Source organism: Roseovarius sp. (genome assembly GCF_965228755.1).
GTDB lineage: Bacteria > Pseudomonadota > Alphaproteobacteria > Rhodobacterales > Rhodobacteraceae > Roseovarius.
This window is the reverse complement of record NZ_CBDDIG010000005.1, coordinates 1808890-1829360: the sequence shown is the minus strand read 5'-3', so window position 1 is coordinate 1829360 and position 20471 is coordinate 1808890. Positions and strand designations below refer to the sequence as shown.

Annotated in this window: 26 protein-coding genes; 13 read left to right on the top strand and 13 right to left on the bottom strand. The window is 66.3% G+C overall.

Translation table 11 applies throughout. The features are described 5' to 3' along the window. Positions 1-13: 13 nt before the first annotated feature. Complete coding sequence (locus tag ACO07J_RS12635; protein WP_422029783.1) at positions 14-238, top strand: succinate dehydrogenase assembly factor 2; 225 nt, start codon at positions 14-16, stop codon at positions 236-238. 90 nt (positions 239-328) lie between these two features. After that, positions 329-829, top strand: a complete 501-nt coding sequence (locus ACO07J_RS12630; RefSeq protein ID WP_422029362.1) for a MarR family winged helix-turn-helix transcriptional regulator — start codon at positions 329-331, stop codon at positions 827-829. Here ACO07J_RS12630 and ACO07J_RS12625 read toward each other — a convergent pair. The 6 genes from ACO07J_RS12625 to ACO07J_RS12600 form a co-directional block, all read right to left on the bottom strand. After that, the gene (locus tag ACO07J_RS12625) at positions 776-1558 is read right to left on the bottom strand and encodes a DUF1194 domain-containing protein (protein ID WP_422029360.1); all 783 of its coding nucleotides are present in this window, start codon (positions 1556-1558) and stop codon (positions 776-778) included. The two genes, ACO07J_RS12630 and ACO07J_RS12625, sit on opposite strands and share 54 nt — an antisense overlap. Continuing rightward, entirely contained in the window at positions 1555-2256 is a 702-nt protein-coding gene (locus tag ACO07J_RS12620) for a DUF1194 domain-containing protein (RefSeq protein WP_422029358.1), read from the bottom strand. The genes ACO07J_RS12625 and ACO07J_RS12620 overlap by 4 nt, the downstream gene beginning before the upstream one ends. Next, on the bottom strand, positions 2253-2966 hold the full coding sequence (locus ACO07J_RS12615) for a DUF1194 domain-containing protein (RefSeq protein WP_422029356.1): 714 nt from the start codon (positions 2964-2966) through the stop codon (positions 2253-2255). Before ACO07J_RS12615 ends, ACO07J_RS12620 begins: the two co-directional genes overlap by 4 nt. After that, positions 2960-3388 carry a VOC family protein gene (locus tag ACO07J_RS12610; RefSeq protein WP_422029354.1) on the bottom strand — a complete coding sequence of 143 codons (429 nt, stop codon included), beginning with the start codon at positions 3386-3388 and terminating at the stop codon, positions 2960-2962. The genes ACO07J_RS12615 and ACO07J_RS12610 overlap by 7 nt, the downstream gene beginning before the upstream one ends. 84 nt (positions 3389-3472) lie before the next feature. Further along, positions 3473-4879, bottom strand: coding sequence for a surface lipoprotein assembly modifier (locus ACO07J_RS12605; RefSeq protein WP_422029352.1), 1407 nt, complete (start codon positions 4877-4879; stop codon positions 3473-3475). Continuing rightward, positions 4863-5885 (bottom strand): thymidylate synthase, encoded by a 1023-nt coding sequence (locus tag ACO07J_RS12600; RefSeq protein ID WP_422029350.1) that lies wholly within the window; start codon positions 5883-5885, stop codon positions 4863-4865. The genes ACO07J_RS12605 and ACO07J_RS12600 overlap by 17 nt, the downstream gene beginning before the upstream one ends. Positions 5886-6088: 203 nt before the next feature. Between ACO07J_RS12600 and thyX the strand changes: the two genes are divergently transcribed. The 3 genes from thyX to ACO07J_RS12585 all read left to right on the top strand — a co-directional run bounded on the left by thyX (position 6089) and on the right by ACO07J_RS12585 (position 8159). Then, the gene (gene thyX, locus ACO07J_RS12595) at positions 6089-6997 is read left to right on the top strand and encodes an FAD-dependent thymidylate synthase (protein WP_422029348.1); all 909 of its coding nucleotides are present in this window, start codon (positions 6089-6091) and stop codon (positions 6995-6997) included. Between the two features lie 459 nt (positions 6998-7456). Then, a complete protein-coding gene (locus ACO07J_RS12590) occupies positions 7457-7726 on the top strand; it encodes a hypothetical protein (RefSeq protein WP_422029346.1) in 270 nt (89 codons plus the stop codon). Positions 7727-7868: 142 nt separating this feature from the next. Then, positions 7869-8159, top strand: a complete 291-nt coding sequence (locus ACO07J_RS12585; protein WP_422029344.1) for a hypothetical protein — start codon at positions 7869-7871, stop codon at positions 8157-8159. 30 nt (positions 8160-8189) lie between these two features. On the opposite strand, the gene ACO07J_RS12580 is transcribed toward ACO07J_RS12585, so the two are convergent. Beyond that, complete coding sequence (locus ACO07J_RS12580) at positions 8190-8396, bottom strand: cold-shock protein (protein WP_300894002.1); 207 nt, start codon at positions 8394-8396, stop codon at positions 8190-8192. A 213-nt stretch (positions 8397-8609) separates the two neighbouring features. Between ACO07J_RS12580 and ACO07J_RS12575 the strand changes: the two genes are divergently transcribed. Both ACO07J_RS12575 and ACO07J_RS12570 read left to right on the top strand, forming a co-directional pair. Continuing rightward, positions 8610-8924 carry an ArsC/Spx/MgsR family protein gene (locus ACO07J_RS12575; protein WP_422029342.1) on the top strand — a complete coding sequence of 105 codons (315 nt, stop codon included), beginning with the start codon at positions 8610-8612 and terminating at the stop codon, positions 8922-8924. Between the two features lie 47 nt (positions 8925-8971). Next, positions 8972-9340, top strand: a complete 369-nt coding sequence (locus ACO07J_RS12570; RefSeq protein WP_422029340.1) for a hypothetical protein — start codon at positions 8972-8974, stop codon at positions 9338-9340. Between the two features lie 203 nt (positions 9341-9543). Here ACO07J_RS12570 and ACO07J_RS12565 read toward each other — a convergent pair whose 3' ends face one another. The 5 genes from ACO07J_RS12565 to thrS all read right to left on the bottom strand — a co-directional run bounded on the left by ACO07J_RS12565 (position 9544) and on the right by thrS (position 14331). Next, entirely contained in the window at positions 9544-10101 is a 558-nt protein-coding gene (locus tag ACO07J_RS12565) for a DoxX family protein (protein ID WP_422029338.1), read from the bottom strand. Then, the gene (locus ACO07J_RS12560; protein WP_422029336.1) at positions 10102-10857 is read right to left on the bottom strand and encodes a DNA-binding domain-containing protein; all 756 of its coding nucleotides are present in this window, start codon (positions 10855-10857) and stop codon (positions 10102-10104) included. Next, positions 10854-11708 (bottom strand): DUF692 domain-containing protein, encoded by an 855-nt coding sequence (locus ACO07J_RS12555; RefSeq protein WP_422029334.1) that lies wholly within the window; start codon positions 11706-11708, stop codon positions 10854-10856. Before ACO07J_RS12555 ends, ACO07J_RS12560 begins: the two co-directional genes overlap by 4 nt. Positions 11709-11773: 65 nt before the next feature. Then, positions 11774-12064 carry a DUF2282 domain-containing protein gene (locus ACO07J_RS12550; RefSeq protein WP_350081060.1) on the bottom strand — a complete coding sequence of 97 codons (291 nt, stop codon included), beginning with the start codon at positions 12062-12064 and terminating at the stop codon, positions 11774-11776. Between the two features lie 287 nt (positions 12065-12351). Further along, positions 12352-14331: a threonine--tRNA ligase gene (gene thrS / locus ACO07J_RS12545; protein WP_422029332.1), complete on the bottom strand. Its 1980-nt coding sequence runs from the start codon at positions 14329-14331 to the stop codon at positions 12352-12354. A gap of 182 nt (positions 14332-14513) precedes the next feature. On the opposite strand from thrS, the gene ACO07J_RS12540 reads away from it, so the two are divergent. From ACO07J_RS12540 to ACO07J_RS12515, 6 genes are all read left to right on the top strand, one after another. Further along, positions 14514-15272, top strand: a complete 759-nt coding sequence (locus tag ACO07J_RS12540) for an alpha/beta fold hydrolase (protein WP_422029330.1) — start codon at positions 14514-14516, stop codon at positions 15270-15272. Then, positions 15269-16255, top strand: coding sequence for an alpha/beta hydrolase (locus tag ACO07J_RS12535; RefSeq protein ID WP_422029328.1), 987 nt, complete (start codon positions 15269-15271; stop codon positions 16253-16255). Before ACO07J_RS12540 ends, ACO07J_RS12535 begins: the two co-directional genes overlap by 4 nt. 17 nt (positions 16256-16272) lie before the next feature. After that, on the top strand, positions 16273-16896 hold the full coding sequence (locus ACO07J_RS12530) for a hypothetical protein (protein ID WP_422029326.1): 624 nt from the start codon (positions 16273-16275) through the stop codon (positions 16894-16896). A 65-nt stretch (positions 16897-16961) separates the two neighbouring features. Then, positions 16962-17687, top strand: a complete 726-nt coding sequence (locus tag ACO07J_RS12525) for an alpha/beta fold hydrolase (RefSeq protein WP_422029324.1) — start codon at positions 16962-16964, stop codon at positions 17685-17687. Beyond that, the gene (locus ACO07J_RS12520; protein ID WP_422029322.1) at positions 17680-17922 is read left to right on the top strand and encodes a hypothetical protein; all 243 of its coding nucleotides are present in this window, start codon (positions 17680-17682) and stop codon (positions 17920-17922) included. The genes ACO07J_RS12525 and ACO07J_RS12520 overlap by 8 nt, the downstream gene beginning before the upstream one ends. Before the next feature lie 109 nt (positions 17923-18031). Next, positions 18032-19087, top strand: coding sequence for a sensor histidine kinase (locus ACO07J_RS12515; RefSeq protein ID WP_422029320.1), 1056 nt, complete (start codon positions 18032-18034; stop codon positions 19085-19087). 21 nt (positions 19088-19108) lie between these two features. Here ACO07J_RS12515 and phaZ read toward each other — a convergent pair whose 3' ends face one another. After that, complete coding sequence (gene phaZ, locus ACO07J_RS12510; protein ID WP_422029318.1) at positions 19109-20410, bottom strand: polyhydroxyalkanoate depolymerase; 1302 nt, start codon at positions 20408-20410, stop codon at positions 19109-19111. Positions 20411-20471: the final 61 nt, after the last annotated feature.

Genomic DNA, 20471 nt, shown 5'->3' with positions numbered 1-20471 from the left:
GAAACGCTTGCGGATGCGCTCGATGCGGCGCGGCATCAAGGAGATGGACATCATCCTGGGCCGCTTCGCCAAGGCAGAGCTTGACGCGCTCGACGCGGCCGGGCTCGACCTGTACGACGCGCTGCTCTCGGAAAACGATCACGACCTCTATGCATGGATCACGGGGCAAAACGCCCCGCCGGAGCATTACGCGGGGCTGATCGACCGGATCGCACGGGGCAGCACCCCGGCGAGTTGAGTCGAATTTTATCTATCGGCGCCCTGTTTACCACTTCTTGGGCATTTGCGGGCTATCACCGGCTTCGAGCAGTCACGCACGGAGCCGAGAATGAGTTTGCAACATCCCCCTCTGCTGTCGCCCGAGCAGCAAAGCTTCATGGCGGGCTATCTGGATTCGCTGGCCCTGGTCGAGCGGCTGCACCGGCTGCTGCTGGATGTCATCAAGGATGAATTCGAACGGCTCGGCGTGCTCGAGATCAACGCGGTGCAGGCACTTCTGTTGTTCAACATCGGCGATAACGAGGTGACGGCGGGCGAGTTGAAGACGCGCGGCTACTACCAGGGCAGCAATGTCAGCTATAACCTCAAGAAGCTGGTCGAGATGGGCTATATGCACCACCAGCGGTGCGAGATCGACCGCCGCTCGGTGCGGGTGCGGCTGACCGAAAAGGGGCGCGGCATCCGCGCGATCATCTCGAAACTCTTCGCCGGCCATGCCGAAGGGCTGCAAAGCAAGGGCGTGCTCGGCAATGACGGTATCGACCAGATCAACACGTCACTGCGCCGGGTCGAGCGGTACTGGGCCGACCAGATCCGCTATATCTATTGACGTCCCGGCCCCGGTCGGGTGGCCCGATACGGCGGCCGGCTGAAGCTCCCGGATCAGCTTGCGGCGCATGGCCCCGGCGAAATCCTCGTAATCCAGCGCCGCCACCACGAAGGCGCCCGGGCCCCGGATCACGTAGGTCTGGTAATATCCCATTAACGATTTGACGTTGTGGCGGTTCTTCGTCGTGTTCGACGGCCCGTCGGGCCCGATCACCAGCCCGTTGATGATCACCGGCCCTGTCTCCTGCGGCTCGATCAGCCGGGGATGGCGACCAATGTTCGACGGGCCATCACCGGAAATGTCGAGCGTCAACTGCCAGCAATCCGATTGGGTCTGAAGCTCCGTGGCGCCGAAGACCATCGCCGCGCCGATGGCGGTGGACGGGTTGTTGACCGGCATCGCCTTGGTCGTCCGCAGCACGTCGGCCGCGGCCAGCAGGTCGGCAGGGCCGGTGATGTCCTGCCAGGGGATCACGACACGCTGATGGCCTTGCGCGCTCCACTCGAAGACCATCAGCCGCACCGGCGCCTCGGGGTATTGCAGGAAGGCTTCCTGCATCTCCGGATCGAGCAGGGCCGCGGCCAGACCGTCGAGTTGCAGACGGTATTCCCACATGTCCACCGACCCCGATACGTCGAGCCCCAGCGCCAGCGCCTGCCGGCAGGCGGAATGTGCCGGGGCGGCCAGCATCGCCACCACGACCAGCAGGAGGCGCGCCAGCCCCCTCATCCGCGCGGCCGCCGCGTGCCGGAATCCCCCAGCATGATATCGTTGATTTCGCGGTATAATTTCTTCGACATCGCCGCGCTGAAATCCTCGAACCCGTTGGCGACGACGAGGAAGGATTGCGGCCCGCGCAGCACCTCCTTGCGGTAATAATCGGCCACGCCATCATAGCGTTCAAGGATCACCAGCCCGTTCACCGTGATCCCGTCGAACGGAAAACTCCGATACGCCGCCGCCGGCCCGAACCCGTAATTGTTGATCCCGTCGCCCGAGATATCCACCACCTGCCGCTGGCAATCCGGGGCCCGGCCCATCAGCTGCGCGGCAAAGCCGAGCGCCTGGCCGATGGCGGTGGGATAGCCTTCGTGGCTGCGCGACATGGTGCCCACGGCCACGACCGCGCGGTCGATATCGCGCGTCGTCCGCAAGAGCGACCAGTCGAGATGCAGCTTCTGCTGATAGAACCCGCTCCATTCGAAGACGGCCAGCGCCACGTGGCCGTGACCGCCATAGAGGATGGCGTGGCGCACGTCCTCGCTGTCGAGCGCGGCGGCCAGGCCCAGCCGCTGCAGCTCGTATTCATCGGCATCGACCGAGGAGGACACATCGAGCGCAAGGATCAGCGCCAGCCGGCAGGACGCCGCGGCGGGAGCTGCCATCACCAGGCAGGCCACCGCCAGCAGCGCCCGCGCGCCCCTCATCCGGGCACCTGCCGGGGCAGGGAATGTGGCACGCGGCCAAGGATGATGTCGTTGATTTCGCGGTAGAGCTTCCTGGTCATCGCCTCGCGGAACTCGGCGAACCCGTGGGCCACGACCATGAAGGCCCCGGCACCGTGCAGCACTTCCGCCCCGTAATAGGACAGGACGCCTGGGTCGTCGCCCAGGATGACCAGCCCGTTCACAGTCACGTCGTCGAGCGGGAAATGCCGGTACGCCTCGCGCGGGCCGTAGCGGTAGTTGTTCACGCCGTCGCCCGACACGTCGATCACCCGCCGCTCGCAATGCGGGACCCGTTTCAACAAGGTCGCGCCATAGCCGATGGCCGGGCCGATCGAGGTCGGGAAGTTGTCGTGGCTGCGCTCCATCCCGGCCAGCGCCGCGACGGCGCGGTCGATGGCGGCGGGAGAGGTCAGCGCCAGCCAGTCGAGTTGCAGCTTGTGCTGGTTGAAACCGCTCCATTCGTAGACGGAGAGGGCGACGTAGCCGCCCGCGCCGGTCAGGATGGCATGGCGCACCTCCTCGGCATCCAGCGCGGCGGCCAGGCCGGTGCGCTGCAGGGCATATTCCTCGGCGTCCACCGACGAGGACACGTCGAGCGCGAGAACAAGGGCAAGGCGGCAGGCGGCTTGCGCCTGCGCCGTGGCGGCCCACAGAAGGCAGGCGGCCAGAAGGGCGGCCGCCCTTACCAATGGCCGGTGTTTTCCATGCTGGCCCAGGGCTCGGCCGGCTCCAGCGCCTCGCCCTCCTGCAGCAGTTCGACCGACACGTTGTCGGGGCTGCGCACGAAGGCCATGCGCCCGTCGCGGGGCGGGCGGTTGATGGTCACGCCGTTATCCTGCAGGTGCTGGCACATCTCGTAGATATTGCCGACCGAATAGGCGAGGTGGCCGAAATGGCGGCTGTCATCGGGCAGGGCGTCATCGCCATCCCAGTTGTAGGTCAGCTCGACCGGGCAGTCCTCGTGCCCTTCGGGCGCCATGAAGACCAGCGTGAAGCGGCCGCCCTCGCTGTCCATGCGCCGGGTTTCCTTCAGGCCCAGCAATTCGTAGAATTTCATCGATTTCTCGAGGTCCTTCACCCGGACCATCGTATGCAGATAGCGTACCCGCATCCTGCGCCTCCTGTCTGTTTTCGCGTTCAGACAAAGGATAGACGGCTGACGCGCCCTGTCGAGGGGGAAGGGCAGGCGGGGCGTTCAGAATTCCGAGCGGATGCCGAAGGACACGGCGGTCTGGTCGACATCGAAGCGGCTGATGTTCGAGCGGCTTTTCTCGGCGTTGATGGACACGACCGGCACGAAGCCCATGTAGCTGTAATCCTGGAAGGTCGCGGTCACCCCGCCGAACCAGGATTCGTCGGTCCGCCCGCCGCGCACCGGCAAAAGCACCCAGTATTCTTCGTAATCGAGGATGCTGTGGCCCAGCGAAAGGCTGAGCTCGGCCGGCCCGATCTCGCGCCCGAGCGTGTAGGTTGCGACCACCGACCATTGCTGCGAGGCCCGGTTGCGCCCGTCGCTTTCGATATCGCGGTATTGCAGCTGCGCGCCCAGTTCCCCGCCGGTGTCGAGCGCATAGCTCAGCCCGGCGGACACCGAGTAGACAGTCGCATCGGTGATCGGGGCGACCTTGTCGAACTGTTCCTCGACATGGGTGCCAAGGTTGAGGTTCAGCTTGTCCGTCAGCTTTTGCAGCCGCCGCACGCCGACCCCGGCGAAATCGTAGTAGGGAGAGCCGCCGTACCAGGCGCGGCCGCCGTTCGCGTCGAAGCTCCAGTAGCCGTGCTTGCCCGGCGCCCAGAGGTGGCTGACGCCCAGTTGCAGGCGCAGCGAGGAGATGTCGTTGCCGCTGAAGCCGGGCACCGGGTCGTTGAAGCGGATCTCGCGCGAGAGCAGCCGCCCGGTGATGTGGGTTTCGTGCCCCTCGCTTTGCTGCACGCGGTAGGAGGCGCGCAAGTCGGTCTTGGCCACGACGCCGCTGATCGCCCGCGCGCTGGGGCTGAGCGTGCCGACCAGGGGCGAGCCCTCGATCAGGTTGTAGGGGCTGTTCGACCCGTTGTTGACGTTGTCGGACGGGTTGATCGAGACCTGGAACTCGAACCGCAGGGGGTTGGTGCGCCGGACCTTGCGGAAGGCCTTGACGTACTGGCTGCGGATTTCCTCGTTCGGGGCGTAATGCACCGCGCGCCGCAGCCAGAGCTGCGAGACGGTATAGCTGTCATCGGCAAAAGAGAGCTCGGCGGCCAGCTTGGCCGCCTCGAAGCGCTGCACGTCGGTATTGGCGACGCGGTAGGCGCGGGCGGCGGATTTGCGGCCCGTCCTGTAATCCTTCAGCTGGCCCAGGGCATGGGCCCGCAAGAAATGGGCGTGGCCGTTGTCCGGATTGGCCGCGATCAGCCCCTCGGTCAGTTCGAACGCCGTCCTGGGCTGGCCCTGCCGCAGCGCCTGTTGCGCCAGCGCTTGGGCGTGGGTCAGGGAGAGCCGGACCATGGGTTCGTCGGGTGCGGCCGCGGCCTCGTCGGCATGCGGCTGGCCGGCCCCGCCCGCAAGGACGAGCCCGGCCAGGCAGATGGCCAGCCGGCGGCCGGCCTTACGGCGTTCCGGCATCGGGATTGACATCGTTGCAGATGGCCGGAGAGCCCGGCATGCCGCACTGATCCAGCACGAAGATGCCGCTTTCCAGTTCCGACTCGAGACCGAGGTTGTCGTTGACGCCGTCGAACTGGTCTAGTTCGACCCCACCGGCCACGGCGCCGGCATCGGTGCCGCCGAAGACGCCGGAATAGGTGCCGATCTGGGTGTTGGCCGTGGTGCCCGAAAGAGGGTCGCGGGTGTCGTATTCGACCGTGCCCGAGAAGGTGCCGTTGGCCTCGATGTCGGTGATCACCAGAACCACCGAGGGCAGTTCCGAGATGACGTTCAGGTCGGTGTCGAGCAGTTCGCGGTTGTAGATGTTGCCCTCGACCGTGTTGTCGGCGAAATCGGCGTTGATGAAGGCGTCGCCGTGAATCACCAGCGCCTGCGACACCAGAAGCTCGGGGTCGGTCACGCCGGTGGGCAACAGGTCGGAGCCGTTGGGATCGCCGCCATTGGTGACCGCCACGTAGCGCCCGGCATAGGTGACGAGACCGCTGTCCTCGGTCACTTCCGGCGGGTCGTAGGCGCCGTCGCGCTCGAAATGTGCGCCCATCAGCGACCGGTTGCGCGGGCCGGGGCTGGACACGGTGCCGGCGCGGACCGAGCCGTTGGTGCTTTCGCGGGCATAGGCCGTGTAGTGCCGGTCAAGCGGATCTTCCTGGATGGTGAATGCGACATAGCCGTCCTGATCGAGCCCCGGCGCGCGCCGGTAGGTCGCGCTGTAGGGAACCTCGTCGAGGCTGAGGCCCTCCACCACCAATGTGCCACTGGCCGCATCATAGGAAACGTTCGTGACGTCGCCGGCGATACCCGCGGGGACGCTGACCGGTGTTTCGGTCGTGGGCTCTTCCTCGTCCGGCGTTTCGTCGCCGGGGTCGGGAACCTCGCCTGTTTCGGTGTTGGCGAATGGATTGCTGCCGGATGCACACCCCGCAAGAAGGGCGCAAACCAGCAGGCTTGCCACTGTCTGTTTCATGCTGTCACTGCCTCAATCAGTGTATTTTTTGTGTTTTGAATGAAATTCAGGAGATTACACCGCGAAGTCAATGTTTTCCTTTACCCGGATTCCGGGAAAAGAGGGGGTGTTGCAGCTCAGCCGATACCCGATATTGAAGTTTCTCCCGGCGCCCCCGCAAGATATAGTTGGCCCCGACTCACTCTTGTGGAAAGGACCAGGCGATGCCCCTCAGCCCCGAGCAGCAGGCCGAAATCGACGCGCAGCGCAACAGCCGGCAGGAAACCCGCCGCGTGGTGTCGGAGGGGATGGAGGCGCATCTCTACACCGCCTACCCGGTACTCGACCACGGGTTCATCCGGGTGATCGATTACATGGGCGACGATGCCGCCATCTGCCAGGCCGCAAGGGTGAGCTATGGGCGCGGCACCAAGTCGGTGACCAATGACGAGGGGCTGATCCGCTACCTGATGCGGCACTGGCATTCGACGCCGTTCGAGATGTGCGAGGTCAAGCTGCACGTGAAGCTGCCGGTCTTCGTGGCGCGCCAGTGGATCCGGCACCGGACGGCCAACGTCAACGAGTATTCCGCCCGGTATTCGATCCTCGACCGGGAGTTCTACATCCCGGCGCCGGAACACCTGGCCGCGCAGTCGGTGGTGAACAACCAGGGCCGGGGCGAGGCGCTGACCGGGGAGGAGGCGCAGCGGGTGCTGGAGTATCTCAAGGCGGATTCCACCCGCGCCTATGACCATTACGAGGAGATGATCGGGCAGGAGGGCCAGCAGGGGCTGGCGCGCGAACTGGCGCGGATGAACCTGCCGGCGAATATCTACACGCAGTGGTACTGGAAGGTCGACCTGCACAACCTGCTGCATTTCCTGCGGCTCAGGGCGGATGCGCATGCGCAGTACGAGATCCGGGTCTATGCCGAGGAGATCTGCAAGGTGGTGGCCGACTGGGTGCCCTTCGCCTACCGCGCCTTCGAGGATTACCGCATGGGGGGTGCGACGCTGTCGGCCACCGCGCTGGACTGTGTGCGGCGGATGCTGAAGGGGGAAGAGGTGACGCAGGAGAATTCCGGCATGTCCAAGGGGGAATGGCGGGAGTTCCAGGGGGTATTGGAAGGTTAATGAAACGTTAACGGGCGGGGTGGAATGGCCGGGTTCGTTGATTGGGCGGTGATGGATGTTCGGAGTAGACGACCGCGCCAAAGAAACGGTTAAGCACGCAGAACGTTGCGCTCGTCCCGGTATGCCACACGCCCGGAACAGAGCCGCGCCATGGCGCGGCGCCGGGCGAGCGCCGGCCCGTCCCGGCGGGCAGGCGCTTTGGAGAGGTCGCGCGACGTTTCGGTCGAGGATGTATTCGGAACCATAAAGCGGCAGCCATAACCGTTGCAGCGCCTACCCACGGGCCGGCGCTCGCCCGGCGGAGCCCGTCCGGCACGGCGGTACCCACGACAATCACCCACCTACCACCCCGAAACGCACTGTTTCGCCTCAAAAAACTTTGACAGCCCCCGCCGAAGCGGTACCATTCCGGGCAGAGGTTCCTCCAAAGCCTTTTCAGTAACCTTAGACGAGGTCCATATGCGCATTTCCCTCTCTCTCACGGCCGCCGCGCTGGCTGCGCTGACCGCCGTGCCCGCGATGGCCGACGGCCCGCGGCTTTACCCGGTGCCGACCGCTGCCAATTACTGCCCGGCCGGCTTGCAGCCGATCACCATCAACGGCGTCATCTGCTGCGGGCAGCCGAACACCAACGTGACCTGGTACGAGATGAAGCGGCACCCGGTCTATCGGGCGGCGAGCTATACGCGGTCGTATGATTGCCCCGAGGGCACCAAGGGCTGCCAGTAACGACGAGATCCCCTTCGAACAGGGTGGGCGAAAGGCGCGGAGCGGTGGGCTTCGCGCCTTTTGTATATATAGAGTATATACAGGTGTGTCATGACTCTGTTACATTGCCGGAAAGAGCAGTGGAGGAGAGGACACGAGGCCCATGCGCGTATTCCTGGTTATCGCCCTGGCCTGCCTTGCCGGCGGCGCCTCGGCAAGTTCGCCCATCGCGGAGGTGATCTGCGAGCCGACGGAGAAGATGACGCAGAAGCTGTCGCGGCAGTTCGGGGAGCAGTTGCACAGCTGGGGCACGCGGGGCCCCGAGCAGGTCATGCAGGTCTGGACCGACAAGCGGGGCGACTGGACAATGGTGGTGTCCTACGCGACGGGCACATCCTGCATCGTCGCGATGGGGGAAAACTGGGAGGGGAACCAGGCCGAGGACCCGGCCTGATTTTCGTGAAATGACAGTGGCTTGGCTGAATCAGAGCAGCTTGAGGTCACCCGCCATCTGGCGCCCGTCGCGCCCGTCCTGCAACTCGTATCCAACCTTCTGGTTGTCTGCGAGGCCGGTCAGGCCCGATCGCTCGACGGCCGAGATGTGGACGAACACATCCTTACCGCCTTCGTCGGGGGCAATGAACCCGTAACCCTTGGTGGTGTTGAACCATTTTACGGTGCCGGTCGGCATGCCGTATCTCCTTCCGTGTCTTCACTTTCCCGGGTGTGTGGCCCGGGTCTTGCCATGCGCAAACGAAACAGACCGGCCACGATATGCGAAGTCGGAGGCTGCCAGGTCCGCGTCACGTCCTTGATGATTGCACCGGCATTGTAAAAAGCAAGCAAAACCCACGTGATCTTCGGGCCGGGGCGCGGTATCAGGTGAAAAAATGGGCGAGGCGAGATGATAGTTTACGGATTGAAGACCTGCGATACCTGCCGGAAGGCGTTGAAATCGTTGGGCAATGCCGAGTTCCGCGATGTCCGGGCCGACGGGGTGCCGGGGGAGGTGCTGGAGGCGGCCCATGCCCGGTTCGGCATGTCCTTGCTCAACACGCGGTCGACCACGTGGCGGGGGTTGGACGAGGCGGAGCGGGCGAGCGAGCCGCTGGCGCTGCTGGCGGCGCATCCGGCGCTGATGAAGCGGCCGCTGATCGTGGATGGCGGGGAGATGTACCTGGGCTGGGGGCCGGAGGTTCGGGCAATGGTGCTTGGATAACGGCGGGAAATGCCTATCTCGCCTCGTGACACAACCGGAGGAACGGGATGCGGAATGCGGCGCTTTTGCTTGGGGTGATCGGCGGGCTGTTGGCCCTGCTGGTCGGGTTCTTCGCGTATGGATATACGGAAGCCATTGATCGGTATGGGGAAATTGACGGGCTGGCGTACCAGGTCGACCGGGTCGGGCTGATCCGGGCGGTGAGTTTCGCGGCACCGTTGCTGGCGATTGCCGGGGGTGGCATGGCTCGGATCCGGGCCTTGTGGGGCGGGGTTCTGTTGCTGATGTCGGCCGGGTTGATGCTTTATGCGTTCGATTTCAACGTCTTCACCATGTTCCCCATCGGGATGACCGCGCTGGGCGGGCTGTTCGCCATCGCGGCGGGCAAGCCGGACGAGCCGAAGGCGCATTTCTGAGCCGTCGTAACCGGCTGTCGACAGCGGTTCGGGGCGAATCAGGTTAACGGCCCTGTTTTTGCTGGGAAGGCGGTGTCGGTATCGCGTCGGTAACACGTCGGTATTACGTCGGTATCGGGGTCGGTAAAGCCCGGGGTTGATGTGGCGTTCGGTGGGGGTCTCTACGAGATGTTGCGCCGGGCGCAACGGGGGTGAAACCCGTGCTATGGTTCCCGTGGGCTGCGTGACAGCGCCCGGTCGAGGGAGAGCGGCCCCGCGCCCTTGACCACGATCACCAGCAGGAGGAAGACCCAGAGCGCGCGTTGATCCAGGATGATGGCGTCGGGGGCCTTGTCGAACCACGCGCCGAGCGTACCCTCGTGTTCGATGCCGCCATGGCCGTAGAGGTCGGTGAGGGACTGGACTACGATGAAGCCGATCATGCCGAGGGCGGCGAGGCGCGACAGCAGGCCGAGGATGATGAGGGTGGGCAGGATGAATTCGGCCCAGGTGCCGGCCAGCACGGTGAGGTGGTGGAAGAGCGAGAGCCTGGTGATGTCGTAGGTGACGGCCTCGGTCGCCTTGGGGAAGATCTGGGCGTAGGCGCCGACCGAGGGGCTGAAGAGGCCGGGGAGGCCGTCGCCCAGCTTGGTGAGGCCGGAATTCCAGTAATAGACCAGCAGGATCGCCGCGAAGAGGAAACGGGCGAGGGTTGGCAAGAGCCAGTCGGCGCGCTCGATCCGGGTGAAGAGCGCGGTGTGGAGGGAGAGGAGGGCGGTCATCTAGCTGGCTCCGGTTCTGATATCGGTGATGGTCTGGGTGCCGAGTAGGAGCGAGAGCGCGGTGCCGAGGTCGACGTTGGGCTCGGCCTCGGTGGCGGTGTCGCTGGCCTCGGAGAGGGCGGCGCCGGATTGCAGGGCGGTGATGAAGGCGGCGGTGCCGGGGGAGACCGGGGTCATCTGCGGGTCGTAGTCGGGGCGGGTGATCAGCACGGTCTGGGGGCCGGGCTGGGGCTTGGGGCCGTCTTCCATGTTGAAAGCCCAGATGGCGTGGATGGGCCAGCGGGATTGGATGAGCCGTGTCGCGGGGGCGAGGGTGAAGCGGGTTTCGGCCAGCGCGTCGGGCGGCAGGGATTGCAGGATGGCGGGGTCGATGGGGCGCGCGTCGGCGGCGTGGTAGGCGATGCGGAGGGCCTGTTCGAGGCGGGCGACGTCGGGGAGGTAGCCGAGGTGCTGGAGGGGCTGGAAGGTTTCGAGGAAGGCGGGGAAGTCGGCGCCGTAGGTCATCATCATCGGGTTCTGCGGCGGGTGCTGGCGGAGGAAGGTGCCGGCCACCTTCTTGAAGTTCTCCTGGCCGATCAGCCTGGCGATGGCGGGAAAGCTGGTTTCCAGCGCGTCGGTGAGGCCGACGGCGACGTTGTTGCGGTAGACGGCGAAGCGGCGGCCGGCGGGGCGGCCCTGGCCGTCGGAGAGGCCGTCGGGCGTGGGCCGGGTGCTGTCGAGCAGGGCGGCGCGGAAGGCGGATTGCGAGGGGCTCATGCGGGCACCCGGGCGAGGGCGGCTTCGGCGCGGCGGGCCTCGGCGGCCAGCGTGGGCCAGTCGGGCACGTCGGTGTCCCATTCGACGAGGAGCGGGCGGGGGCCGGAGCGGTCGAGCGTGTAGTCGAGCAGGGCCCAGACCGGGTCGGCCACCTCGCGGCCGTGGCTGTCGATGAGGAGGGGGGCGCCGTGGTCGTCCTCGTCCTGGTCATGGCCGCCGAGGTGGATTTCGCCGACGCGGTCGAGGGGGAAGGCGTCGATATAGGCGCGGGGGTCGAGGTCGAGATTGGTGGCGGAGACGAAGACGTTGTTGACGTCGAGCAGCAGGCCGCAGCCGGTGCGGCGGGCGAGTTCGTTCAGGAAATCGGTCTCGGCATAGGTGCTTTCATCGAAGGCGAGGTAGCTGGAGGGGTTTTCCAGCAGCATGGGGCGGCCCAATGCCTCCTGCACCTCGTCGATGTGGGCGGCGACGCGGGTGAGGGTGGCGGCGGTATAGGGCAGGGGCAGCAGGTCGTTCAGGAAGTGGCTGTCATGGGTCGACCAGGCGAGGTGTTCGGAGAAGCTGGCGGGGTTGAGCCAGTCGCAGAGCTTGCGCAGGCGGGCGAGGTGGTCGGGGTCGAGCCGGCCCTCGCCGCCGATGGAGAGGCCGACGCCGTGGACGGAAATGGGGAAGCGTTCGGCCAGGTGGCGGAGTTGGGCGAGCGGGCGGCCGCCGTCGCCCATGTAGTTCTCGGCGTGGATTTCCAGCCAGGTGACGGGGCGGGCGTCAGAAGTGATGTCGCGGAAATGCTGGGGCTTGTAGCCGACACCGGGGCCGGCGGGCAGGGTGGGAAAGCTCGTGGTATCCAGCATGGGAGAACCTGTTGGTTGGGTCGGGGGTGGCCCGTGCGGGGTGATCCCGCACAGGCCGGGTGGCATCAGGATTCCGGCAGGTCGCGGTCGAGCGGCTCGAGGCTGCCCATGCGGTCGTCGGGCAGTTCCATGCTTTCGCAGGTGCCGGCGTCGACCAGCGTCCAGGCGTTGCCCTGGTAGTCGACGGTGGAGGTGCCGGCGCAGGTGGTGCCGGCGCCGGCGGCGCAGTCGTTTTCGCCGGCGAGCGAGACGCCGTAGCATTTTTCCTGCTCGGCGGCGGTGGCGGTGGTGGTGTAGGAGGCGAGCGCCGCGGTGACGGCACCGGCGATGGCGAGGGTCTTGGTGGTGTTGGACATGGGGTAGCTCCGTTCAAGGTGTTTGACATTGTACCACCGTTTCAGCGCTTTGCGGCCTCTCCTCCCCTTGGCTGGGCATGTTGGCCGTGGCGCGGCGATCCGGCGATGGGAGAAGGATAGGGCGGGGGGTGCGAGAAGCGCGACTCACGAACGCGTCAGACACGGGCGTGTCAGCGCGCCGCCAGCGGGCGGCGCGGCCAAGGGATTGATTGGATTGGGGAAAATTTTGGGGCGCGGCCGGATTATGACGGATTGTTTCAATATCCGGCCGCGCGAATTGGCAGATGTTACAGAAGGTCGGGCGGTGTCGCCTCTTTCGCCAGCGCCTTTGTTACATCGTCGAGCGGTTCGACCGAGGTCGCCTTTTCGCCGAGGCGGCGGAGGGAGACGGTGCGTTCGCCCACTTCCTTGAGACCGCAGGCGAGGATGACGGGCACCTTGCCGACGGAGTGTTCGCGGACCTTGTAGTTGATCTTCTCGTTGCGGATGTCGGCCTCGGCCCGGACACCGGCGGCGCGGAGCTTGGCCACCACCTCGTGCACGTAATCGTCGGCCTCGGACACGATGGAGGCGACGACGACCTGGCGGGGGGCCAGCCAGAAGGGCAGCTTGCCGGCGTGTTCCTCGATCAGGATGCCGATGAAACGCTCGAAGCTGCCGAGCGTGGCGCGGTGCAGCATGAAGGGCCGGGTCTTTTCACCGTTGGGGGCGATGTAGGTGGCGCCGAGCCGTTCGGGCAAGTTGGGGTCGACCTGGAAGGTGCCGCATTGCCAGACCCGGCCGATCGCGTCGGTCAGGTAGAAGTCGAGCTTGGGCCCGTAGAAGGCGCCGTCGCCCGGTTCGAGCACGTAATCGCGGCCGACGGCCTTGATGGCGTTTTCCAGCGCCCCCTCGACGTAGTCCCAGCTTTCATCGGTGCCGACGCGTTTTTCGGGGCGCGTGGCGAAGCGGATTTCGAAATCGGGGAAGCCCAGCTCGCGGTAGATGTCGGCGAGGAAGTCGATGAAGCGGGCGCATTCGGCCTGGATCTGGTCCTCGGTGCAGAAGATGTGCGCGTCGTCCTGGGTGAAGCCGCGGACGCGCATGATGCCGTGGAGCGCGCCCGAGGGTTCGAACCGCGCGCATGAGCCGAATTCGGCCAGCCGGAGGGGCAGGTCGCGGTAGGATTTGAGGCCCTGGTTGAAGACCTGCACGTGGCAGGGGCAGTTCATGGGCTTCAATGCGTTGATGCGGGTCTGGTCCTTGTTCTTCGCCTCGGCATCGTCATGTTCGCCGTCGCGGCTTTCGTCAACCTCGACGATGAACATGTGGTGCTGGTACTTGTCCCAGTGGCCCGAGGCCTCCCACAGTTTGCGGTCGACGACCTGCGGCGTATTGATTTCGTTGTAGCCGCCGGCGCGCTGCTTGCGGCGCATGTAGTCCTGCAGGGCGGTGTAGATGGTCCAGCCGTTGGGATGCCAGAAGACCTGGCCGGGGGCCTCTTCCTGCATGTGGAAGAGGTCCATCTCGCGGCCCAGGCGGCGGTGGTCGCGCTTCTCGGCCTCCTCGAGGAAGTTGAGGTAGGCTTTCAGCTTTTCCTTGCTGGTGAAGGCCACGCCGTAGATGCGTTGGAGCATCTGGCGGCTGGAATCGCCGCGCCAGTAGGCGCCGGCGATGGACATCAGGCGGAAGGCGTCGGCGGGAAGCTGGCCGGTGTGCTGGAGGTGGGGGCCGCGGCAGAGATCCTGCCAGTCGCCATGCCAGTACATGCGCAGGGGCTCGTCGCCGGGGATGGCTTCGATCAGCTCGATCTTGTAGGGCTCGCCGGTCTGTTTGTAGTGCTTGATGGCGCGGTCACGCTCCCAGACCTCGGTTTTCACGGGGTCGCGGAGATTGATGATCTCCTTCATCCGCTTTTCGATCTGCGAGAGGTCTTCGGGCGTGAAGGGCTCTTCACGGTCGAAATCGTAGTACCAGCCGTTCTCGATGACCGGGCCGATGGTGACCTTGGTTTCGGGCCAGATTTCCTGCACGGCGCGGGCCATGACGTGGGCGAGGTCGTGGCGTACCAGCTCGTTCGCCGGGGCCTCGTCCTTCATGGTGTTGATGGAGATGGCGGCGTCGGCCTCGATCGGCCATTGCAGATCCCAGTGTTTGCCGTCGACATGGGCCGAGATGGCCTTTTTCGCCAGCGAATTGGAGATCGATGCGGCCACGTCGGCCGGGGTCACGCCCTTGTCGAAGGAACGTGCATTGCCATCGGGAAAGGTCAGGGAAATCTGGGCCATCGGCCTTAACTCCTCGTCGGTTTGGCGCCCACGGAACGCCCGGTTGCGGGTATATGTGTGTGCCGGGGGTTTTGGCGCGGGGCGGGGAGCAAGTCAAGAGGGCGGGGTGTGTGGCCGGGGGAAAACGGTTTGAACGCCCGCGGTGTCCGGTGCAGGATGCGCGCCGGAAAGGGTGGGGTTCAATGAGCACAGCAGAGTATCTGAGCACGCCGCAGGGCCGGAAGATTGCCTATCACCGGAGCGCGGGCGTATCGCCCGGCGTGGTGTTCCTTGGCGGGTTCAAGTCGGACATGGAAGGCACCAAGGCGGTGCATCTGGAGGCGTGGGCGCGGCGGACGGGCCGGGCGTTCCTGCGGTTCGACTATTCCGGGCACGGGCAGTCGTCGGAGGCGTTCACCGACGGGACGATCGGCGACTGGGCGGCGGATGCGATGGCGGCGATCGGGGCGTTGACCGAGGGGAAGCAGGTTCTGGTGGGCTCGAGCATGGGCGGGTGGATTTCGCTGCTGTGTGCACGGGCGATGCCGGAGAGGGTGGCGGGGCTGGTGGCGGTGGCCGCGGCGCCGGATTTCACCGAGGATTCGATGTGGGCCGGGTTCGACGATGCGCAGCGGGATGCGCTGTTCGAGAAGGGGCAGGTGGCGTTGCCGAGCGAGTATGGCGAGCCTTACGTGATCACCCGCCGGCTGATCGAGGAGGGGCGGGAGAACCTTGTGCTGCGCTCGCCCCTCAGCCTGCCGTTCCCGGTGCGGTTCCTGCAGGGGACGGCGGATGCGGATGTGGAGATGTCGGTGGCGCTGCGGCTGCTGGAGCATGCGGAGGGGCCGGATATGCGGCTGACGCTGGTGGACGGGGCGGATCACCGGTTTTCCGACGCTGACTGCCTTGCGCTGATCGAGGCGTCGGTCGAGGAGGTGATTGACCGGGCTGCGGCCGGATGAGACGGAAGCGGGCGCGCTGGCCCTTGCGGGTGCTGGCGGGGCTGGGTCTGGTCGCGGTGCTGCTTTGGGTTCTCGGGCCGTATGAGCCGGTGGAGACGGAGACGGCGTTCGACCGGCGCGTGCTGGCCGGGGGGGTGGACCCCTATCTGCAAGAGCAGGAGGCGCGGTTCGACGATATCCGGCCGGGCAACCAGAAGCGGGTGATCTGGCACGGGCTGGAGGAGGTGCCGACCGATCTGGCCATCGTCTATCTGCACGGGTTTTCCGCCAGTTCCGAGGAGATCCGGCCGGTGCCCGATAACGTGGCGCAGGCGCTGGGCGCGAACCTTGTCTTCACGCGGTTCCGGGGGCATGGGCGCGACGGCGAGGCGATGGCCGAGGCCACGGCGGGCGACTGGATCGAGGATGCGGCCGAGGCGCTGGCCATCGGGCGGAAGGTGGGGCGCGAGGTAATCGTGATCGCCACCTCGACCGGGGGCACGGTGGCGGCGGTGGCGGCGCAGGATCAGGGGCTGATGCGGGACGTGAAGGGGATCGCGTTCATCTCGCCCAATTTCGGGTTGAGGGCCGCGGGGGCGCCGCTGCTGACCCTGCCGGGCGCGCGGTACTGGGTTCCGCTGGTGGCGGGGCGGACGCGGTCGTTCGAGCCGCGGAACGAGGGACATGCGCGGGAGTGGACGACGAGCTACCCGATGGAGGCGGTGATGCCGCTGGCGGTGCTGGTGAAACATGCGGCGGGGCTGGAGTACGGGGCAGTTACCGTGCCGGCGTTGTTCTACTACTCCGCCGAGGATGCGGTGCTGGACGCGGGCGCGACCGACGCGGTGCGCGCAGCGTGGGGCGGGCCGGTGCGCCATGCGGTGCCGGCGCTGGGGCCGGGGGTGGACCCGGCGGCGCATGTGATTGCCGGGGATATCCTGTCGCCGGGCAATACCGAGGCGGCGGTCAAGCTGATCCTCGACTGGGTCGGGGGGTTGCCCTGATGCGAAGGCCGGGGAGCATGTGGAGCCTCGAGACGCTGGGGCGGGTGCGGCTGGGCCGGCATTTCTACATGCGCGATTTCCTGTATTCCGAGATCGGCAGTTTCCACCGGGTGCCGAATATTCCCGACGATCCGGACATGGCCATCGCCCATGGCCGGCGGCTGTGCGAGGAGTTGCTGGACCCGTTGCAGGAGACCTTCGGGCGGATCGCCATTCGGTCGGGCTATCGCAGCCCGGAGTTGAACGCGTTCGGCAACGAGAACAAACTCAACTGTGCCCGGAACGATGCCAATTACGGCCATCATATCTGGGACCGGGTGGGCGAGGGGGGCGCCGGGGCGGGCACGTCGCTGGTGATCCCGTGGTTTGCGGACCGGTACGAGCAGGGGCGCGACTGGCGCGACCTGGCGTGGTGGATCCACGATCATCTGCCCTATTCGGAGCTGTGGTTCTTCCCGAAGCTCTGCGCCATGAACCTCAGTTGGCGGGAGCGGCCGCGGCGGACGATCTCGAGCTATATCGCGCCGAAGGGTATGTTGCTGGCGCCCGGGGCCGAGCCGGGGGAGGGGCAGGAGGCGCGGCGGGCGCGGTATCGGGACTTTCCCGCCTACCGGGGCATCGCCTATCCGGGCGGTCCTTGATTTCGGCGGGGCCAGCGGGCAAGTCTGAGGGCGAGGCACCGACGGCATAAAGGACACCGAAGCAGATGCGCGACCCCTTGGTATTGCTCCCGGGCATGATGTGTGACGCCCGGGTGTTCGGGGCGCAGATCACCGCCTTCAGCACCGCCGTGACGATCACGGTGGCGCCGGTGACGGGGGGCGACCGGATCGAGGAGATCGCCTCGCGCCTGCTGGACGTGCTGCCGCGGCGCTTCGCGCTGGCGGGGCATTCGATGGGCGCCGTGGTGGCGATGGAGTTGCTGCGCCGGGCGCCGGACCGGATCAGCCGGATCGCGTTGATGAACACGCATTCGCTGGCCGAGACGCCGCAGATGGCGGCGGATATGGAGCCCACGATCATCAAGCTGAAAGCCGGACGGCTGGAGGAGGCGGTGAACGCGCTGGTGCGGCCCGAGAGCCTGGCGCCGGGGCCGGGGCGGGCGGCGGTGGCGAAGCAGCTTCACGACATGGCCCGCACGGTGGGCGCCGAGGGGATCATCCGGCAGGTCCGCGCGATGCAGCGGCGGCGCGATTACCAGGCGGTGCTGCGCAAGGCGAAGCTGCCGACGCTGGTGCTGTGCGGACGGCATGACAGCCTGACGCCGGTGAAGCGGCACGAGCTGATGGCCGGGCTGATCGAGGGGGCGCGGCTGGAGGTGATCGAGGAGGCCGGGCATCTGCCGCCGCTCGAGCAGCCGGACGCGGTGAACGCCGCGCTGTTTCAGTGGATGCAGCAGCCGGCCGGGGCGCGCAGCCGGGCCGATGTCTGACCGGCGCCCCACGGTACAGGGCCGGACAAGGCGCGCGCGGCGGCGGGTGCAGCTCTGGGCCAGCCGGCGGCTTCCGCCGGGGGTTCGGCTGTTGCTGGGGGTGCTGCTGATGATCGGCGGCTTGCTTGGGTTCCTGCCGATCCTGGGCTTCTGGATGCTGCCGCTGGGTGTGGCGATCGCGGCGCTGGACGTGGTGCCGATCTGGCGCCGCTTGCGGGGCCCCGGGCGGCGCTAGGGTGACCTGACGGCAGGGAGCAGGGCGCCGGCGGGGGCGTGAAAATCCTTTTGCCAACGCCGTGCAATTCATCGCATTATGGGGTCTGGACTTGTTTGGGAGTCTGCCAGTGCCGAATGACCCTTCGCCGCTGAAAACGGCGGTTCAGGACGTGCCGGTGGAATTTGACCTTTCGGATCAGATTTCATCGCGGATGTCACCGAAGCTGTCCGCCATCGTCGGACAGGTGGTCGTGGCTGCGCTCTGCACACTGGGCGCGATCGCCGCGCGGGAATTGTCGGATTTCCTGCTGCCTACCGGGGCGGGACCGTTTTCGCTGACCCTGCCGTTCGTGCTGTTCGCGACGCTGTTCGCGCGGTGGACGGCGGGTGTGATCACCCTGCTGCTGAGCGCGCTGTTCGCGTGGTATTTCGTCCTTCCGGCGACCGGCTCCTTTACCTTCGAGAACACGTCGGACGGGCCGCGCGTGTTTGTCAACGTGCTGTCGGGCTTTGCCATCGTCGGGCTGGCCGAATATTACCGCCGGGTCGTCCGGTACGCGGTGTCGACGCGGGATGCGCTGGCGGAGGAGCGCAAGCTGCTGTTGCAGGAGATCGACCACCGGGTGAAGAACAAGTTCGCCATGGTCGCGGGCCTCGTGCGGATCGAGGCGCGGGGGGCAAAGAGCGACGATGCGCGGCAGGCGCTGAACCGTCTGCTGGGCCGGGTCGACAGCATCGCCAAGGTGCACGAGGCGCTCTATCGCGACGAGGATGGCGACAGCCGGGTCGACATGCGGGCTTACCTGTCGTTGCTGTGCAACTCGCTGCGCGACGGGGTGGTGACGCAGGAGGGCATCCAGGTGGTGACCGACCTGCGGCCGGTGGACCTGCCGCGGGACAAGGCGATTGCCGTGGGGCTGGTGGTGAACGAGCTTTTCACCAATGCCGTGAAACATGCCTTCGAGGGCCGCGAGAGCGGGGAAATCCGCGTATTGCTGGAGCAGCAGGGCAGCGCCCTGGTGGTGACGGTGGCCGATGACGGTGTCGGGATGGCCGGGGCCGAGACGCGCGATGGCAGCCTGGGCCAGGGGCTGTTGCAGAACTTTGCGGAGAGCGCCGAGGGCGAGCTGGAATATCCCAGGACCGAGACGGGCACCTGCGTCAGGCTGCGCCTGCCGATGTAGTCTGGACCGTCGCGCCGCCGGTCAGACGGCGGTCAGCCTGGTGACGTTCTTCTTGCGGTTCCTGGGCTTGGTGCGGGCGCGGGCCGCCGGATCCTCGGAATTGGCGTCGATGAAATCGAGCACCAGCGGGCGGATGTTGTTCCGCCACGACCGGCCGGCGAAGATGCCGTAATGGCCGGCGTCGGGTTCGAGGTGGCTGGCCTTCTTGTCATCCGGCAGGCCGGTCAGCAAGTCGAGCGCCGCGACGCATTGGCCGGGGGCGGAGATGTCGTCCTTGCCGCCCTCGACGGTCTTGACCGCGACGCGGGTGATGGCGCCGATATCCACCTTGCGCCCTTCGACGGTGAAGGTGTTCTTGGCGATCTCGCAATCCTTGAAGATGCGCTCGACCGTGGAGAGGTAGAATTCCGCCGTCATGTCCATCACGGCGAGGTATTCGTCGTAGAACTTGTTGTGCGGGTCGCGGTCGCTGGCCTCGCCCTGGGCGACGCGGGTGATCTGGTTGAGGAAGGCGGTGCTGTGGCGGTCGGCGTTCATCGACATGAAGGAGGTGAGCTGAAGCAGGCCCGGGTAGACCATGCGGCCCACGCCCTTGTACTTGAAGCCGACCTGCTGGATCATCATTTCCTCGAGCTGGCCCATGGTGACGCGGCTGCCGAAATCGGTGACGTCGGTGGGCGCGGCATCGGGGTCGATCGGGCCGCCGATCAGGGTCAGCGAGCGCGGCTGTGCGTCGGGGTCCTGCTCGGCCAGGTAGGCGGTGGCGGCGAGCGTCAGCGGCGCCGGCTGGCAGACCGCGATCACGTGCAGGTCGGAGCCCAGCTGGCGCATGAAGTCGACGAGGTAGAGGGTGTAATCCTCGACGTCGAACTTGCCCTCGGACACGGGAATGTCGCGGGCGTTGTGCCAGTCGGTGATGTAGACCTCGCAGTCGGGCAGGAGCGAGCGGACGGTCGAGCGCAGGAGCGTGGCGTAGTGGCCCGACATCGGCGCCACCAGCAGAACGCGGCGGTCCATCTCGTCGCGGCCCTGCACGTCGAAGTGGATCAGGTCGCCGAAGGGCCGTTCGACCACGGTCTCGATCTTGATCAGGTGGTCGCGCCCGTCCTCGCCGGTGATCGAGTCGATGCCCCAGTCGGGCTTGGCGACCATGCGCTGAAACGTGCGTTCGGTGACTTCGCCCCAGGCGGCCATCCATTGAAACGCAGGGTTTGGCACCATGCTGAAAATTGGATAGGATGACATCGAGAGGGCGGTGGCGCCCAGCCACTGATTTGTGTTGCGGAGGGCTTCCATCAGATCATAGGTCATCATGTGACGCATCGTCGTCTCCTAACCCGGTCCTGCCGGTTCCAATCGTCGCACTGCCCCTCCAACCAGTGGA